General features: G+C 63.4%; 18 protein-coding genes and 1 tRNA gene. 12 read left to right on the forward strand and 7 right to left on the reverse strand.

Going from position 1 to position 16,894, the window contains the following annotated elements; translation table 11 throughout:
• Positions 1 to 44 precede the first annotated feature (44 nt).
• The 3 genes from A3AI_RS0128995 to A3AI_RS0129005 form a co-directional block, all read right to left on the reverse strand.
• The gene (locus A3AI_RS0128995) at positions 45 to 662 is read right to left on the reverse strand and encodes a LysE family translocator (protein WP_024518935.1); all 618 of its coding nucleotides are present in this window, start codon (positions 660 to 662) and stop codon (positions 45 to 47) included.
• 120 nt (positions 663 to 782) lie between these two features.
• Entirely contained in the window at positions 783 to 1,334 is a 552-nt protein-coding gene (locus tag A3AI_RS0129000) for a hypothetical protein (RefSeq protein WP_024518936.1), read from the reverse strand.
• 11 nt (positions 1,335 to 1,345) lie between these two features.
• The gene (locus A3AI_RS0129005) at positions 1,346 to 2,791 is read right to left on the reverse strand and encodes an LVIVD repeat-containing protein (protein ID WP_024518937.1); all 1,446 of its coding nucleotides are present in this window, start codon (positions 2,789 to 2,791) and stop codon (positions 1,346 to 1,348) included.
• Positions 2,792 to 2,909: 118 nt separating this feature from the next.
• Here A3AI_RS0129005 and A3AI_RS0129010 point away from each other — a divergent pair, with 118 nt between their 5' ends.
• Genes A3AI_RS0129010 through A3AI_RS0129025 form a run of 4 tightly spaced genes read left to right on the forward strand, consistent with a single transcriptional unit; the run spans position 2,910 to position 4,689 of the window.
• A complete protein-coding gene (locus A3AI_RS0129010) occupies positions 2,910 to 3,224 on the forward strand; it encodes an ArsR/SmtB family transcription factor (RefSeq protein ID WP_024518938.1) in 315 nt (104 codons plus the stop codon).
• Positions 3,217 to 3,708 (forward strand): SRPBCC family protein, encoded by a 492-nt coding sequence (locus A3AI_RS0129015; RefSeq protein WP_024518939.1) that lies wholly within the window; start codon positions 3,217 to 3,219, stop codon positions 3,706 to 3,708. Before A3AI_RS0129010 ends, A3AI_RS0129015 begins: the two co-directional genes overlap by 8 nt.
• Complete coding sequence (locus tag A3AI_RS0129020) at positions 3,705 to 4,172, forward strand: SRPBCC family protein (RefSeq protein ID WP_024518940.1); 468 nt, start codon at positions 3,705 to 3,707, stop codon at positions 4,170 to 4,172. The genes A3AI_RS0129015 and A3AI_RS0129020 overlap by 4 nt, the downstream gene beginning before the upstream one ends.
• A gap of 4 nt (positions 4,173 to 4,176) precedes the next feature.
• Positions 4,177 to 4,689, forward strand: coding sequence for an SRPBCC family protein (locus A3AI_RS0129025; RefSeq protein WP_024518941.1), 513 nt, complete (start codon positions 4,177 to 4,179; stop codon positions 4,687 to 4,689).
• A 35-nt stretch (positions 4,690 to 4,724) separates the two neighbouring features.
• Here A3AI_RS0129025 and A3AI_RS0129030 read toward each other — a convergent pair whose 3' ends face one another.
• Positions 4,725 to 6,332 (reverse strand): acyl-CoA synthetase, encoded by a 1,608-nt coding sequence (locus tag A3AI_RS0129030; protein WP_024518942.1) that lies wholly within the window; start codon positions 6,330 to 6,332, stop codon positions 4,725 to 4,727.
• A gap of 166 nt (positions 6,333 to 6,498) precedes the next feature.
• Positions 6,499 to 6,954: a GatB/YqeY domain-containing protein gene (locus A3AI_RS0129035; protein WP_024518943.1), complete on the reverse strand. Its 456-nt coding sequence runs from the start codon at positions 6,952 to 6,954 to the stop codon at positions 6,499 to 6,501.
• A 272-nt stretch (positions 6,955 to 7,226) separates the two neighbouring features.
• Between A3AI_RS0129035 and carA the strand changes: the two genes are divergently transcribed.
• Positions 7,227 to 8,417 (forward strand): glutamine-hydrolyzing carbamoyl-phosphate synthase small subunit, encoded by a 1,191-nt coding sequence (carA, locus tag A3AI_RS0129040; protein WP_024518944.1) that lies wholly within the window; start codon positions 7,227 to 7,229, stop codon positions 8,415 to 8,417.
• Between the two features lie 178 nt (positions 8,418 to 8,595).
• Complete coding sequence (locus A3AI_RS0129045) at positions 8,596 to 9,120, forward strand: hypothetical protein (protein ID WP_024518945.1); 525 nt, start codon at positions 8,596 to 8,598, stop codon at positions 9,118 to 9,120.
• A 90-nt stretch (positions 9,121 to 9,210) separates the two neighbouring features.
• Here the strand turns inward: A3AI_RS0129045 and A3AI_RS0129050 are convergent, their stop codons facing one another.
• Positions 9,211 to 9,738: a Dps family protein gene (locus tag A3AI_RS0129050; RefSeq protein WP_024518946.1), complete on the reverse strand. Its 528-nt coding sequence runs from the start codon at positions 9,736 to 9,738 to the stop codon at positions 9,211 to 9,213.
• 113 nt (positions 9,739 to 9,851) lie between these two features.
• Between A3AI_RS0129050 and A3AI_RS0129055 the strand changes: the two genes are divergently transcribed.
• A complete protein-coding gene (locus A3AI_RS0129055; protein ID WP_024518947.1) occupies positions 9,852 to 10,562 on the forward strand; it encodes a class I SAM-dependent methyltransferase in 711 nt (236 codons plus the stop codon).
• Between the two features lie 72 nt (positions 10,563 to 10,634).
• A tRNA-OTHER gene (locus tag A3AI_RS0129060) sits at positions 10,635 to 10,710 on the forward strand.
• Positions 10,711 to 10,766: 56 nt separating this feature from the next.
• On the opposite strand, the gene A3AI_RS0129065 is transcribed toward A3AI_RS0129060, so the two are convergent.
• Positions 10,767 to 11,135 (reverse strand): ArsR/SmtB family transcription factor, encoded by a 369-nt coding sequence (locus A3AI_RS0129065; protein ID WP_024518948.1) that lies wholly within the window; start codon positions 11,133 to 11,135, stop codon positions 10,767 to 10,769.
• Between the two features lie 128 nt (positions 11,136 to 11,263).
• Between A3AI_RS0129065 and A3AI_RS50025 the strand changes: the two genes are divergently transcribed.
• The 4 genes from A3AI_RS50025 to greA all read left to right on the forward strand — a co-directional run bounded on the left by A3AI_RS50025 (position 11,264) and on the right by greA (position 16,721).
• Positions 11,264 to 11,389 carry a hypothetical protein gene (locus A3AI_RS50025; RefSeq protein WP_283807279.1) on the forward strand — a complete coding sequence of 42 codons (126 nt, stop codon included), beginning with the start codon at positions 11,264 to 11,266 and terminating at the stop codon, positions 11,387 to 11,389.
• A complete protein-coding gene (locus A3AI_RS43625; protein WP_245286972.1) occupies positions 11,386 to 12,435 on the forward strand; it encodes an MFS transporter in 1,050 nt (349 codons plus the stop codon). Before A3AI_RS50025 ends, A3AI_RS43625 begins: the two co-directional genes overlap by 4 nt.
• Before the next feature lie 140 nt (positions 12,436 to 12,575).
• Positions 12,576 to 16,040, forward strand: coding sequence for a carbamoyl-phosphate synthase large subunit (gene carB, locus A3AI_RS0129075; protein ID WP_024518949.1), 3,465 nt, complete (start codon positions 12,576 to 12,578; stop codon positions 16,038 to 16,040).
• 207 nt (positions 16,041 to 16,247) lie between these two features.
• Complete coding sequence (greA, locus tag A3AI_RS0129080; protein WP_024518950.1) at positions 16,248 to 16,721, forward strand: transcription elongation factor GreA; 474 nt, start codon at positions 16,248 to 16,250, stop codon at positions 16,719 to 16,721.
• Positions 16,722 to 16,894 lie beyond the last annotated feature (173 nt).

The raw sequence follows: 16,894 nt of genomic DNA on the forward strand, positions 1-16,894 counted from the left end.
GTTTTCTTCACGCGAACCGGTGTCCGCTTCGCTCGAAAACGCTTTTAGCGCGCCCGCGTCAGCGCGAGCCAGATGCCGCCGCCGATCATGCAACCACCGGAGACGCGCGACAGCATCCGCGTGCGTCGCGCCGAGAAGAACAGCCGAGCGCGTCCCGCCAGCAGCGCATAGGTCGCGTCCGTCGTGCCCGCGATCACCATGAAGGTCATGCCGAGCAGTGTCGCCTGCGACGTGTGATCGCCGTTGAGATCCATGAACTGCGGCAGGAAGGCGCCGAAGAACAGCAGCAGTTTCGGATTGGAGAGCGCCACCACAAAACCCTGCAGGAAAAAGCCGCCACGCGGCGGAGGCGGCGGCGCGTCGGCCTTGACGCCCTCGACCGGGGAGCGGATCAGCCTGATGCCGAGCCAGATCAGGTAGGCGGCACCGACAAAGCGGACCCAGTCGAACCAGTAGCCCATGGTCGCCATCAGCGAGGTCAGCCCGACCGCGACAATGCCGATCACGATCAAAAGACCCGCCTGCACGCCCAGAATATTGGTGAGCGCCGCGCGCGAACCATGGCGCAGGCCGTTGGCGATCAGCAGCGTGACAATCGGCCCAGGAATCAATGCGAGCCCAACGCAGGCGGCAATGAAAGCGAGATAGGCTTGGAGGGACATGGGGAACTCGCGAGGGATGTGAGGGCTGCATTATGCATGATGACGGCGCGAGTGGAAGTTGCTACGCATACCGCCGGTCGTCCCGGCGAAGGCGGAAATTATGGCGCGCCACCAGGCGCACTACCCCCCACCCAGCGCGGCCATCGTCCAGTGCTTCATCCGCTCGGTCGTCAGGAACGCCACCGCCTCGCGCTGCAGCTCGTCGGCGTGCGCGCGTCCCTGTGCCACCGCGACCAGGAGATCGCAGCGATGGGAGACCGCAATGCCGATCGCGGCGTGGCGGGCGCCGCCGGGCATGTCGAGATCGTAGGCGCGTACGCGGCCGCGTAGATCGGCGACACGGATGACCTGGCCGGGCGCCAGCGGAGCAAAGCGGTCGCTGATCAGATCGAGATCGGCGACGCGATCGACCTCGTCATCATCGGCAACCCCTGTGTCGCAATTACAGAAGCCGATCTTCGGCCGCACATAGATCTCGATCGGCTCCGTGCAGCCGTCGCAACGGAAGGCGCGCCCCGCGGGCCAGCCATCGCGCGGATAGGGCCAGGCGATCTCCTGCCAATGGCGATCGACGTCATCAGCACCTTGCGGCCGCACCTTCTGGTAGGCGGCGACGCCCGACAGGGCGCCGAACACCAGAGCCGCGATCGCGATGGCGATCAGGCGCCGCATCGCTCATTCCCTTATGGCAGCCCGGCGATGGCCCGCGCCTCGCCGGTCAGTTCAAGAATATGCAGGCCGGTGTTGGCGCGGTCGACCGCGTAGATATAGCCGCGGTCGTCCGTCTCGACATTGTTGGTCTGGATCGCGACCTTGCAGCGCTCGACGCCCTCGAGCGTGACGCAGCGCTTGTCGGTCGCCGGCGTGATCGAGGGGATGAAATAGCCCACTTCCTTGGGATGATAGGGATCGCGAATGTCGAGCGCGCGCACGCCGGCATTGAAGAAGGCGATGAAGGCGAGCTTCTTGTAATAGACCGGCGCCATGCTCTCGTTGGAGGAATGCGAACCGAATCGGCCACCGCGCTCGCAGAAATTGCCGCTCGCTTCCGGCACGGTGTAGCTCGAGATCATCATCGGCCTCGACTCCGTCGTGACGTCGGCGAACCAAACCATCTGGCGCGGCTCGCCGCATTCGTTCTGGATCGCCTCGTCCACGATCATGACGATGTCGCGTTTATTCCCGTCCTTGTCATGCGCATATTCGGGAATCGGCATGCCGAGCATTGGAAAGGTGGTGTGCGCGCCGTTGAAGGCGCTCATCGTCAGGCGTGATATCTCGGGATAGCGCAGGTTGTCCGCGGTCGGCGCCGCCGGGCCGTGCAGCAGCTTGTCGCGATCGACGATCTGCAGGATGCCGCCCTTGTCGGTGCCGTAGCCGAAATAGACGCGGTTGCCTTGCGGCCCGGTCGAGATCGGCCCATGCAATTCGGTCGGCACCGCGCCGGTCGATCCCGGCTCCTGCCCGGGCAGGCCAAAATCCCTGATCTTCACGGGATGGGCGGGATCGGAGAGGTCATAGATTTGCGTCATGCGGCGCGTGCGCCAGTCCGGCGCGCCGGACACCAGATAGGCGATGCCAGTGTCGCATTCCCAGAAATTCTTGTGCGTGTCCTTCAGGCCCTCGCCGATCCGGGTGACAAGCGTGGGGTTTTCCGGATTGGTAACGTTCCAGATCTCATGCCCTTCGCTGCCGACCGCGCGCAGCAGATAGACCGCGTTGCGATCGCCCTTGGGCAGGGACTTGCCGTCGCAGACGCGCACCATCTGCGCGCCGCCTGATTCATATTTGCCCTCCTGCCCCGGAATGTGGTGCAGATATTTCGGATGCGCGGGGTCCGTGACGTCGACGATCGAGGTGCCGTTTGGTTCGGCCTTGCCGGTCATCGGATTGACCGGATCGGGGATCGCATCGCTGCCGCCGTGATGACCGATATAAGCGATCCAGCGGTCGCCCTGATGATGGATGGTCGGCTGGTAGGCGCTGCGCGCCTGCAAATCGTTGTAGCCGACCAGCCGCATGTTGGAGGCTTCCGGCGGCGCCCCGATCACCTGTTGCTGCGCTGCCGCGACACCGGCAACCACGAGGAAAGAAATAGAAAGCAACGCAACGCTGCCGCGCCCACCCATGCTGCACCCCACTTTTGGAACCAATCTTCGTTGGCTGAACCGCACGCTATCACGCCCACGCCCCCTGCCAAACACACGCTCTTGACATGCAACCATTTGGTTGCCTATTATCGAAACCATGGATGAGGTCTTCAAAGCGCTGGCCGACGCATCACGACGGTCACTGTTGGACAGGCTTCACATCAAAAACGGTCAGACGCTGAACGAGCTCTGCGAGGGGCTCGACATGACGCGCCAGGCCGTGACCAAGCACCTTGCGATCCTGGAGGACGCCAATCTCGTCACCACGCTTCGGCATGGCCGCGAGAAGCTGCATTATCTCAACCCGGTGCCGATCCATCAAATCGGCGAACGCTGGATCAAGAAATTCGAGCGCGCCAAGCTCACCGCGCTCAGCGAATTGAAAAAGCAACTGGAGAAGCGCCATGAGTAAGCCGGAGTTCGTCTACGTCATCTACATCGCCTCGACACCGGAGAAGGTGTTTGCGGCGCTGACCGATACCGAGTCATCGCGGCTCTATTGGCACGGCAATTTCGTCGAATCGGACTGGAAGGTCGGCTCGCCATTTGCGCTTCGGCTAGCTCGACGTGAAAAGAGCGACATCATCGGCGAGATCCTCGAATATGACCCGCCGCGCCGCCTTGCCTACTCGTTCCGCGCGCATGACGGCTCCGACGGCGGAAAGCCGTCGCGGGTGACGTTCGAATTGGAGCGCCAGAGGGATCAGGTCAGGCTGACGTTGATCCACGACCGGTTCGAGCCTGGAAGCGAGGTGCTCCAAAAGGTCAGCAAGGGCTGGCCGCTGATCCTCTCAAGTCTGAAGAGCTATGTCGAATGCGGCAAGGTCCTGTACGCACCCTGGTACGAGGAACCGGACGGAGCAGCATCGAAGATACCGGCTGGAGCGGACCGATGAAGCGGCCGGAATTCGTCTACGTCACCTATATCGAGACCACGCCGGAGAAACTGTGGGAGGCGTTGACCTCTTCCGAGTTCAGCACGCGCTACTGGTTCAACACCGAGCTGCGTTCGGACTGGAGGATCGGCTCGTCCATCGCGCTGGTGATGAACGGCCAGACCACCGATGTCGGCGAGATCCTGGAAGCCGAACCGCCACGCCGGCTCTCCTATACATTCAAGCACGTCCTCGACGAGGAACTGAAGAAGGAGCCGGCCTCCAAGGTCGTCTTTACGCTCGAGCCTCATGGCAAGGTCGTGAAGCTGACACTGACCCATGAAGGGTTTGTCGAGGGTGGCAAGATGCTCGACGGTATCTCCAAGGGCTGGCCGGCGATCCTCGCGAGCCTCAAGAGCCTGCTGGAATCCGGCGAGCCGCTCGTAATTCCGTCCGCCGCCCTCGGTATCGAAGGATTTGAGTGAGATCATGGACATCACAAGCTTCAAGCCGACGCTGGTCTACACCATCTACATCGCGTCCACGCCGCAGAAGGTCTGGCAGGCGCTGACCAGCGCCGAGTTCAGCCGGCAATATTTCTTCGGCAATTCGGTCGAGATCGAGCCGAAGGTCGGCGGCGCCTTCATCGTCCGCACGCCCGACGGCGCGCTGCATATTTCGGGCGAGGTGATCGAATGCGAGCTTGAGAGGAAGCTGACCGTGACGTTTAATGTCAACTGGCCGGCGCTGATCGAGAAGCTCGGGCAGACGCTCGTCACCTATGAGATCGAGCCGGCCGGCGACGCCGTCCGCTTGACGCTGACGGAAGCGCATGAGCGGGAGCTCGGCGAAGACATCCTCTCGGGTGGCCGCCAGGGCTGGCCCGCGATCCTCTCGAGCCTCAAGAGCGTGCTCGAGACCGGCAAGCCCCTGGCCGTCAAGATGGCCCCGCCGCAGCGGATGCTGGACGCGCTAAAGGCGATGGGGATTGCGACACCCTGAACGTCGTCCCGGCTTTCGCCGGGGCTGGGTGGCGATCAGCCCCTTGTGCGGAGGTCGCGGCGCAGCACCTTGCCCGTCGCGGTCATCGGCAGCGTTTCCGTGAACTCCACGTGCCGCGGATATTCATGCGCGGCGAGCTTCACCTTCACGAAATCCTGGATCTCGCGTGCAAGCTCCTCGCCCGGCGCGAAGCCGGGGCGCAGCACGATCCAGGCCTTCACCGCCTCGGTACGAACGGGATCGGGAATGCCGACCACGGCCGCCATCGCCACCGCCGGATGCTTCAACAACGTGTCCTCGATCTCGCCGGGGCCGATGCGATAGCCGGCGCTGGTGATGACATCGTCCTCGCGGCTCATGTACCAGAAATAGCCGTCCTCATCCTGGCGGCCGAGATCGCCGGTCAAAAGAAAGCCGCCGGCATATTTTTTCGCAGTCGCTTCCGGATTGCGCCAATACTCAATCATGGTGATAGGGTTCGGCTGCCTCACGCCAATGATGCCGCGCTCGCCGCGCGGCAACTCCCTGCCCTTCTCATCGACAACACGAACGTCGAAGCCCGGAGTCGGCCTGCCCATCGACCCCGGCCTGATCGGAAACAATCTTGCGTTGTTGCCGACCACGAGGTTGCACTCGGTCTGGCCGTAGATCTCATGCGCCTCAACTCCGAAGGTCGCGCGCACCCAATCCAACAGCTCCGCACCGAGCGACTCGCCGCCGGAGAAGATGCTGCGCAGCTTCACGCCCGAGTGCCTCGCATTCGCCTGCCGCAACAGCTTCAGCGCAGTCGGCGGCAGGAACACGTTGCGGACTGCGTGTTTCGCCATCAGCTCCATCGCCGCCTGCGGCTCAAACTTCCTGGCACGATGGCCGACCACCGGCACGCCATGATACCAGGCCGGAAACAGCGCATCGAACAGGCCGCCGATCCAGGCCCAGTCGGCCGGCGTCCACATGATGTCGGCTGGCCTCGGCAGGAAGTCGTGCGCCATCTCGACATTGGGCAGATGTCCCAGCAGCACGCGATGCGCGTGCAGCGCGCCCTTGGGATTTCCCGTGGTGCCGGAGGTGTAGATGATGATGGCGGGATCGTCGCAGGACGTGTCGACCGTCGGAAAATGATCGGCGCCGCGCTCGAGCTCCGCCCAGAACGATTTTGCGCCCCCCGACGCACGTCCCGCGACATAGATGCTCTTCAGCTCCGGCAGGCGGCTGCGGATTTTTGCGAGCTTCTCGAAGCCGCCTTCATCCGTCACCACCGCCTTGGCGCCGGAATTCTGCAGGCGGAATTCCAGTGCATCCTCGCCGAACAGCGTGAACAGCGGCACCGAGATCAAGCCTGCGCGAAACGCGGCGAGATGCGCGATCGGCAACTCAAGCGATTGCGACAGGAACACCGCGACCCGGTCGCCGCGGTCAAGCCCGTCCGCCTTCAGCACATTGGCAAAGCGGCTGGACAAGCGCTTCATCTCGTCGAACGAACTCCGCTGCGCGGTGCCATCCTCGTCGACATAGATCAGCGCGAGACGGTTCGTGCCATCGGCATGGCGATCGCAGCAGGCGGTCGCGATGTTGAACTGCGCCGGGATGTCCCAGCGGAAGTCACGGTAAAGCTCGTCGTAGCTGGACGTTTCCTTGAGCATGGCCCGACCGTTTCCTCTCGTCATGGCCGGGCATCGTCCCGGCCATCCACGTTTTGCGGCAAATTCTAAAGACGTGGATGCCCGGGACAAGCCCGGGCAAGACGATGCGGCGGTGATTTAGCAGGCCAGCCGGGTCGTGACCGCGGAAAGCGCGAAGGCTCCACGCCTAGCCCGTCAACGCGGCCTTGACGAGGCCGCTCGCCCTCGCGAAATCCATCTGTCCGGTGTATTTCGCCTTCAAGGCCGCGATTACCTTGCCCATGTCCTTGATGCCGGCGGCACCGGTCTCGGCGATGATGGCGGAGATCGCCGCTTTCACCTCGTCGTCCGACATCTGTTTCGGCAGATAGGCCGAGATGATCGCGATCTCCTCGCGCTCCTGCGCGGCAAGCTCGGCGCGGCCGCCTTTGTCATAGAGCTCGACCGCCTCCTGACGCTGCTTGATCATCTTCTGCAGCACGGAAAGCAGATCGGCGTCCGACAGCGGCGGCTTACCCTCCCCGCGCGCGGCGATGTCGGCGTTCTTGATGGTCGAATTGACCATGCGCAACGTGCCGAGCTTGCGCTCGTCCTTGGCCTTCATGGCCTCCTTCACGGCAGTGTTGATGTCGTCGCGCAGCATTGGCGTCGTCCTTTTTCGCTCAAAACACGATGGGATCACCATCGCATTTTGAGCTTTCATAATTGAGCATGATCTTTTCGGAAAACCGGTGTCCACTTTTCCGGATCATGCTGCCAGGCCCTGATCTAGGCCGTTCGCCAGCCCGAAACAACCTGAGTTCAGCCCGCCGGCCGCCTTCCCGCCCGGATCGGCCCGAATATGCGGAAAACGCATGTGAATCGGCCCTTCCCGGCTTTGACGCGGGCCGCCTCGGGGACTATGTAGGGCCCATCATGACGACACCCGACAATGACGCCGCCTGGCCGGACCACAAACCGACCGCGCTGTTAGTGCTCGCCGATGGCACGGTGCTGGAAGGCTTTGGGCTCGGTGCCGAGGGCCACGCCGTGGGCGAGGTCTGCTTCAACACCGCCATGACCGGCTATGAGGAGATCCTGACCGATCCCTCCTATGCCGGCCAGCTCATCACCTTCACCTTCCCGCATATTGGCAACGTCGGCACCAATGAGGAAGACATCGAGACGGTGAACATGGCGGCAACGCCCGGCGCGCGCGGGGTGATCCTGCGCACCGCCATCACCGGTCCCTCCAACTACCGCGCCACTCGCCATCTCGACCAATGGCTGAAGGCGCGCGGCATCATCGGTCTTTCCGGCATCGACACCCGCGCGCTGACCGCTTTGATCCGCAGCAAGGGCATGCCCAATGCCGTGATCGCGCATGCGCGCGACGGCAAGTTCGACCTGCATGGCCTGAAGGAAGAGGCGCGGGAATGGCCGGGGCTCGAGGGCATGGACCTCGTGCCGATGGTCACCTCCGGCCAGCGCTTCACCTGGGACGAAACGCCCTGGGTTTGGAATGAGGGTTTCGGCCGGCAGGACGATCCCGAATTCAACGTCGTCGCCGTTGACTATGGCATCAAGCGCAACATCCTGCGGCTGCTCGCGGGCGTCGGGTGCAAGGTCACGGTGGTGCCGGCGACCACGTCGGCCGACGATATCCTGGCGATGAAGCCGGACGGCGTGTTCCTGTCCAACGGACCCGGTGATCCCGCCGCAACCGGCAAATATGCCGTGCCCGTCATCCAGAAGGTGATCGAGTCGGGCACGCCGACGTTCGGCATCTGCTTAGGGCACCAGATGCTCGGGCTCGCCGTCGGCGCCCGGACGATGAAAATGCATCAGGGCCACCATGGCGCCAACCACCCGGTGAAGGACGAGACGACCGGCAAGGTCGAGATCACCTCCATGAACCATGGTTTTGCCGTGGACCAGGCCACGCTGCCCAAGGACGCCAAGCAGACCCATGTCTCGCTGTTCGATGGCTCCAATTGCGGCATCGCGCTCGAAGGCAAGCCGGTGTTTTCGGTGCAGTACCATCCGGAGGCCTCGCCGGGCCCGCGAGACTCGCATTATTTGTTCCAGCGTTTTGCCGATCTGATGCGGGACAAGAAGCGGGCGTAGGCCATGCCCTTAGTCTCGCGCGTCATTCCGGGGCGCCTCGCAGAGGCGAGCCCGTAATCTCGAGATTCCGGGCTCGATGCTTCGCATCGCCCCGGAATGACCAGCGATAACGCTACTCGGAACATCCCCACCTCGCACGGGGTTGATCCGCGAATAGTCTGTTCGCGGGAGACGTGCCATGGAAGCGGTCATGGAGAAGACAAAACCCCTCACCTTCCAGTTCGAGGACGACGGGCTTGTGCCGAACAATCCGCTGCCCTTCATCATCTACAAGCGCGTGATCGACGTCGATAACGCGCAGCCCGAGCGCACGATCGAGCAGGTCTTCGCTGACAATCGCTGGGGCAGCATGTGGCGCAACGGCATCTACGACTACCTGCACTACCATGCGACCGCGCACGAAGTGCTCGGCATCGCGCGCGGACAGGCGCGCGTCCGCTTCGGCGGCGACCACGGCAAGGTGCTCGAGGTCACCGCTGGCGATGTCGCGATCCTGCCGGCCGGCACGGGCCATCAATGCCTGTTCGCGACCCGCGATCTCTCGGTGATCGGCGCCTACCCGCCTGGACAGACCATGGAGATCACGCGTCCCACGCCGGACAACCATGCGAAGGCGCTGAAGACAATTCCGCGCGTTGCGCTGCCGGAGACCGATCCGGTCATGGGCGAGGATGGGCCGCTGGTGAGATTGTGGAAGCGATGACGCGATCCCACGGCGACGTCGCCGGGCGCAGGCCGGGAGGAAGCTCCGGGTGATCGTTCTTCGCAAGATACGCGATCGCAGCAATACCCGTTACGCTGCGTTGCTGCCTTCCTGGCGGCTGGCTTCGAACAGGAACCAGGTGCGGCGCTCGGTCTCGTCGATGAAGGTCTCGAGCAGGCCGGCGGTGCCGGAATCCTCATGATCGTCGCACAGCTTGTGGGCCTTGCGCATGGCGGCGGCCATATGCTTGTTGTCTTCCATCAATTCGCGCAGCATCTCGCGCGGCGGCACATAGTCCTCGTCGTTGTCCCTGATGGTCTGCAGCTTGGCGACCTGGCCGATCGAGCGCAGCGTGATGGCCCCGAGCTTGCGGACGCGCTCGGCGAGCTGGTCGGTGGTGGCGAAGATCGCATCCGACTGCTCATCCAGCATCAGGTGATAGTCATGGAAATGGCGGCCGCTGACATGCCAGTGGAAGTTCTTGGTCTTCAGGTAGAGCGCGAACGCATCCGCCAGAAGAACGTTGAGCGCCGCCGAAATCTTCTCGGCCGCCGCTTTCGACAGGTCCGTGGGAGTGTCGAGATCATGTGAAATTTTATCGGGCCTGGCTTTGCTCACGTTAAACCTTCCTGTTAGGAACCGGCGATGGACACGGGTTTTCAAACCCGTTAACGCATCACGATTGGACCCGTTCCTCGTCAGGAACCGCGCACTCTCATTAAAGACAATCTATGGACGACTGGATCGACTACTACGATTCCACGCACACGATCTACGCGAGCAAGCGGCATCGCGACCTGCATTTCGAGCTGATTGCGCGCGACATTAAAAGCTACATCTCCGCGCGCGACCAGGTGGTGCTGGACTATGCCTGCGGCGAGGCCTTGTCGGCTGGCAAGGTCGCGGAGGCGTGTGGCCTTCTGATCCTGGCCGAGCCGGCGCCCGGCGTGCGCGGACGGCTGATCGCGCGCTTTGCGCCCTACACCAAGATCAAGGTGCGCTCGCTCGAGGACGTCAGGAAAATGGCGGAAAACTCGGTCGATCTGGTCGTGATGAACTCGGTCGTCCAATACATGACGGCAGACGAGTTCGATACCGCGCTTGCCGTCGTCCGCAAGCTCCTCAGGCCGTCCGGACGGCTCGTGCTCGGCGATATCCTGCGCCCCGAGGTCGGCATGCCGACCGACGTCTATGCGCTGCTACGGTTCGGCGCGAAGCACGGCTTCCTGAAGGACGCCCTCTGGGGTCTTGCCGCAACCGCCCTGTCGGACTACCGGCAATTGCGCGCGCGCGTGGGCCTCATGCGCTACAGCGAGACCGAGATCATCGAGAAGCTCGCCAAGGCCGGGTTTGCCGCCTCCCGCGCCGGCCAGAATATCGGCCACAACCCCTGGCGCATGACCTTCGTCGCTCACCACGCGCTGGTCCGAGCCAAGCCCTGAGTTTTTGAGCCCGGTTAGGGTTAACTGCAGGTCAAGGTAGCCTGTTCCGGTTCTATCGGCGAAGATCATCGCGGCCCGGTGGCGGAAGCGTCAACGCGAGGGCGGTGCAACGCCCTTTATCCTGGTTCAAATCCAGGCCGGGTCTCCAAGCTTCGCTGCTTGCGCAGCTATGCTTGCTCGGTACGCCAGCCCCAAACTGGCAGCTCAATCAGCCGCTACCAGTTCACATCGAGGGAATTGCAGGCGCTCGGCATCGCGGGCGGCGGATTTGATGACCGCATCGAGCAGGCCGGGGAAACGGGCGTCCAGGTCCTGGCGGCGCAGCCGCTGATAGCGCGTGGTCCCGACGATGCGGGTTTCGATCAGTCCTGCCTCGCGCAGCTTCGCGAAGTGGTAGGCGAGATTGGATTTCCCGCTGAATGCATTGAAGTCGCCGCAGCGCAGCTCCCGCGCCGCCTGATCGTTTCCGGCAAGGGTGAAGACAATCGCAAGCCGGGTCGGATCGCTGAGGCAATCCAGTACCGTAGGCAGCTCGATCTGCTCACGTGTGGGGTGCAGGGGCGTGCGGCTCATGCTGCCAAGATATTGCCAACAGACATGGTTTGCAATGTTCAATATTTTTTGAACAAATTGACATTGCGCGTCGACGACCAATAGTTCAATGGAAATTGAACTTGTTCCCATTGAGCATCGAGGGCGACATGAACGTGTTCTGGCTGGCCCTGGCGGCGTTCGCGATCGGCACCGAGGCTTTTGTGATCGCCGGGCTGTTGCCGGCCATTCCGCAGATCTGCAGATTTCGGCGCCCGCAGCCGGGCAGTTGGTGACGGCTTACGCGCTCGCCTATGCCATCGGCTCGCCCATCCTGGCGGTCACCTTCAACAATGTCGACCGCAAGGCCGTGCTGACACTCGCCCTGTCCAGCTTCATCCTGAGCAATCTGCTTGCCGTCGTCGCGCCCGGCTTTCCCCTGCTGATGGCGTCCCGCATATTGATGGCGCTTGGCGCTGGCCTCTGCACGCCGACTGCGCTCGGGGTCGCCGTTGCGATCGCGCCGCCCGAGCGGCGGGGCCGCGCGGTTGCGCTGGTCACCTCCGGACTGACGGTCGCGACGGTCGTCGGCGTGCCCATCGGCACCATGATCGGCAACCAGATCGCCTGGCGCGCCACTTTCGTCATGGTCGCAGCGCTCGGCGCCATCGCGCTTACCGGCATCCTGCTGCGCCTGCCCAGGGGATTGCCGGCCGGCACCGCAACACTTGCGCAACGCCTCGCGGTCGCACGGCACACCGACATGCTCTATGCGCTGGCGACCACCACACTCTGGGCCGTCGGCGCCCTCACCGTCTTCACCTATCTCGCGATCCCGTTGCGCGGTATCGGCTTCAGCGCGTCGGAAATCAGCCTGGCTCTGCTGGTCTTCGGCTCGGCGGCCGCGATCGGCAACCTGTTCGGCGGCCATCTCGCCGACAAGTTGGGCAACACGCCAACTGCGGTGCTTGGCCTTGCGGGCATGGCGACTGCACAGATCCTGCTGTCGGCGGCGCTCAAGTTCGCGAGCCCCGATCTTTCCCGCTATATCGTGCTCTTGATGATTTTCGGCTGGGGAATCTGCGGCTGGGGCTTCTACCCGGCCCAGCTCGCGAGCATCATCCGGATCGAGCCGCAGGCGGCGACGATCGCGGTGTCGCTGAACGCCTCCTTCATGTATCTCGGCTTTGCCATTGGCGGGGCGCTTGGCGGCATTGTGCTGTCCACGCTGGGCCCAACCTATTTGGGCTTCGTCGGCGGTTCGAGCGTTGCTGCGTCGCTGCTGGTCCTGCTGCTCCGCGGGCGGCGGAAACGGTTCAAACTGGCTAAAATTGCCGGTTGATGGGCGTTTAAGGGCCTTTCGCCGCTGAAGAAACTGGTCTAAAGACCGGCTCGCGCGCGGCGATCACGCGCTCTTGGCTGAAGGGGACGCGCTGCATGCGCGCCCTTTTTTTGTGCCCAATTTGCCCTCCGCGAGAGTTGATGCCCAAACGAACCGACATCTCCACCATCCTGATCATTGGCGCGGGTCCGATCGTGATCGGCCAGGCCTGCGAATTCGACTATTCGGGCACGCAGGCCGTCAAGGCGCTGAAGGAGGAGGGCTACCGGATCGTCCTGGTCAACTCCAATCCGGCGACCATCATGACGGACCCGGAGCTGGCGGATGCGACCTACATCGAGCCGATCACGCCGGACATCGTCGCCAAGATCATCGAGAAGGAACGCTACGTCATTCCCGGGGGCTTTGCGCTGCTGCCGACGATGGGCGGGCAGACCGCGCTGAATTGCGCGCTGTCGCTGCGCCGCCAGGGCACGCTCGCCAAGTTCGACGTCGAGATGATCGGCGCGACTGCTGACGCCATCGACAAGGCGGAGGACCGCCAGCTGTTCCGCAACGCGATGGAGAAGATCGGGCTGCAGACGCCGAAGTCGCGGCTGGCCAACGCGTCCTCCTTGAAGAAATCCGACCGCGACAAACACCTCGCCGACTGCGCCAAGCTGTCCGGCGCCGAGCTTGAAGAGTTCGAGCGGCAATGGACGCTCGGCGAGAACGAGCGGCGCAAGCGCTACCAGCAGCTGGCGCTGGCCGAGGCGCTGATGGCGCTCAACGACATCGGCCTGCCCGCAATCATCCGCCCCTCCTTCACCATGGGCGGCACCGGCGGCGGCATCGCCTACAACAAGGAAGAGTTCATCGACATCATCGAGCGCGGGCTCGATGCCTCCCCCACCAACGAAGTCCTGATCGAGGAAAGCGTCCTCGGCTGGAAGGAGTTCGAGATGGAGGTGGTGCGCGACAAGAAGGACAATTGCATCATCGTCTGCTCGATCGAGAATTTCGATCCGATGGGCGTGCACACCGGCGACTCCATCACTGTCGCGCCGGCGCTGACCTTGACCGACAAGGAGTACCAGATCATGCGCGATGCCGCGCTTGCGGTGCTGCGCGAGATCGGCGTCGAGACCGGCGGCTCCAACGTGCAGTTCGGCGTCAACCCGGCCGACGGGCGCATGGTGGTGATCGAGATGAATCCGCGCGTGTCGCGGTCGTCCGCGCTCGCCTCCAAGGCGACGGGCTTTCCGATCGCCAAGGTCGCGGCAAAGCTCGCGGTCGGCTACACGCTGGACGAAATCGCCAACGACATCACCGGCGGCGCGACGCCGGCCTCGTTCGAGCCGACCATCGACTACGTGGTCACCAAGATCCCGCGCTTTGCGTTCGAGAAATTTCCGGGCGCCTCCCCCACCCTGACCACCTCGATGAAGTCGGTCGGCGAGGTGATGGCGATCGGCCGCACGTTCCAGGAAAGCCTGCAGAAGGCGCTGCGGGGGCTCGAGACCGGCCTCACCGGCCTCGACGAGATCGAGATCGAAGGCATCGGCCGCGGCGACGACAAGAACGCGATCCGCGCCGCGCTCGGCACGCCGACGCCGAACCGCATCCTGCAGGTCGCGCAGGCCATGCGACTTGGCTGGTCCAACGAGGATATCTTCAACTCCTGCAAGATCGATCCGTGGTTCCTTCAGGAGATGCGCGGCATCGTCGAGATGGAGCAGAGGATCCGCAAGAACGGCTTGCCGACCAATGCCCACGCCATGCGCATGGTCAAGGCGATGGGCTTTTCCGACGCGCGCCTTGCGGTGTTGACCCATACGACCGAAGCCGACGCGAAGGCAAAACGCCACGCGCTTGGCGTTCGGCCGGTGTTCAAGCGCATCGACACCTGCGCAGCCGAGTTCGCCTCCCCGACGGCGTATATGTATTCGACCTATGAGGCGCCGTTCGCGGGCACCCCATCCGACGAGAGCGCGCCCTCCGACAAGAAGAAGGTCATCATCCTTGGCGGCGGGCCGAACCGGATCGGACAGGGCATCGAGTTCGACTATTGCTGCTGCCATGCCTGCTTCGCACTGCATGACGCGGGCTTCGAAAGCATCATGATCAACTGCAATCCGGAGACGGTGTCGACCGACTACGACACCGCCGACCGATTGTATTTCGAGCCGCTCACAGCCGAGGACGTGCTCGAGATCATCGAGACCGAGCGCTCGAACGGCACGCTGGTCGGCGTGATCGTGCAGTTCGGCGGCCAGACCCCGCTCAAGCTGGCGCGCGCGCTGGAAGCAGCGGAAGTGCCGATCCTGGGCACTTCGCCCGACGCCATCGACCTTGCCGAGGACCGCGACCGCTTCAAGCGCGTGCTCGACAAGCTGCACTTGAAGCAGCCCAAGAACGGCATCGCCTATTCGGTCGAGCAGGCTCGCCTCGTCGCCGCCGATCTTGGCCTGCCCCTGGTGGTGCGCCCGTCCTACGTGCTCGGCGGCCGCGCCATGCAGATCATCCGCGAGGAGAATCAGCTGTCCGATTACCTGCTCGGCACCCTGCCGGAACTGGTCCCGGCCGACGTGCAGGCGCGTTATCCGAACGACAAGACCGGGCAGATCAACACCGTGCTCGGCAAGAACCCGCTGTTGTTCGACCGCTATCTCTCCGACGCCACCGAGATCGATGTCGATTGCCTGAGCGACGGCAAGGACACTTTCGTCGTCGGCATCATGGAGCATATCGAGGAGGCCGGCATTCATTCCGGCGATTCCGCCTGCTCGCTGCCGCCGCACTCGCTCGACGAGAAGACCCTCGCCGAGCTCGAGCGGCAGACGCGCGAGCTCGCGCTCGGCCTCGACGTGGTCGGGCTGATGAACGTGCAATATGCGATCAAGGACGGCGAGATCTATGTGCTCGAGGTCAATCCGCGCGCCTCGCGCACGGTGCCTTTCGTCGCCAAGGTGATCGGCATTCCGATCGCCAAGATCGCGGCGCGCATCATGGCCGGCGAGAAGCTCGCCGATTTCAAGTTGAAAAAGCCCGAGCTCAAGCATGTCGGCGTCAAGGAATCGGTGTTCCCGTTCGCCCGCTTCCCCGGCGTCGACACCGTGCTGGGCCCGGAAATGCGCTCCACTGGCGAGGTGATGGGTCTCGATCGCTCGTTCCAGGTGGCGTTCGCCAAGAGCCAGCTGGGCGGCGGCACCCGCGTGCCGCGCAAGGGCACCGTGTTCGTCTCGGTGCGCGAAGGTGACAAGGAACGCATCACCGATGCGGTCCGCCTGTTGCATTCGCTCGGCTTCAAGGTGATGGCGACCTCGGGCACCCAGCGCTTCCTGTCCGACCACGGCGTGCCGGCGGAAAAGGTGAACAAGGTGCTGGAGGGGCGGCCGCACATCGTGGACGCCATCACCAACGGCGACATCCAGCTCGTTTTCAACACCACCGAGGGACCGCAGGCGCTAGCCGACAGCCGCTCGCTGCGGCGGGCTGCCCTCTTGCATAAAGTACCTTATTACACCACTCTTTCAGGCGCCGTAGCGGCGGCCCAGGGGATCCGCGCCTATCGGGACGGGGACCTTGAGGTCCGGACGCTGCAGAGCTACTTTTCCGAAACCTGATTGCTGGCCGGACTGAACGTCCCCGCTAAGTAATTGGCAGTAAAGCTGGACTTGGCTGGAACCACCGGCCATGCGGCGACCTTGTTTCGGCTCGGAGATGGGTAGGATTGGCACCGGTTCACGCAAGCCCGGGCCATCCTGACGAATTGCGAATTTCGTGGAGGACCCCACAGCCGGGTTCCGCACGACTGAAGGACAGAGAAGACGATGGAAAAGGTTCCAATGACCTCGCTCGGTTATGCGGCGCTGGAGGACGAGTTGAAGCAGCGCCAGACCGTGAACCGTCCGCGCATCATCGAGCATATCGCCGAGGCGCGTTCGCATGGCGACCTCTCGGAAAACGCGGAATATCACGCCGCCAAGGAGGAGCAGTCGCACAACGAGGGCCGAATCGCCGAACTCGAGGACAAGCTCGCGCGTGCCGATGTGATCGACATCTCGAAGCTTTCCGGCGACGTCATCAAGTTCGGCGCGACCGTGACGCTGGTCGACGAGGACACCGAGAAGAAACAGGTCTGGCAGCTCGTCGGCGAGGTCGAGGCCGATGCCAAGAAGGGCCGCATCTCCATCACCTCGCCGCTCGCCCGCGCCTTGATCGGCAAGAAGAAGGGCGCCTCCGTCGAGGTGAACACGCCCGGCGGCGCCAAGGCCTATGAGATCACCAAGGTCGAGTGGCGCTGACGGCAGCCTCCACCGTTCATTTTTCCTTACAAAAAGCCGCGTGTTTCACGCGGCTTTTTGTTGCATTGCTGTTCACCGGCATGTGATCCGTAACAGCCAAGCGGCGCGCTTTTTTGTGATGGGCGCTTGGCCGCCCAGCGACCGCTGATCGCGATCGTGCTTACAGGATAGTT

This window comes from Bradyrhizobium sp. Tv2a-2, from assembly GCF_000472425.1.
Lineage (GTDB): Bacteria > Pseudomonadota > Alphaproteobacteria > Rhizobiales > Xanthobacteraceae > Bradyrhizobium.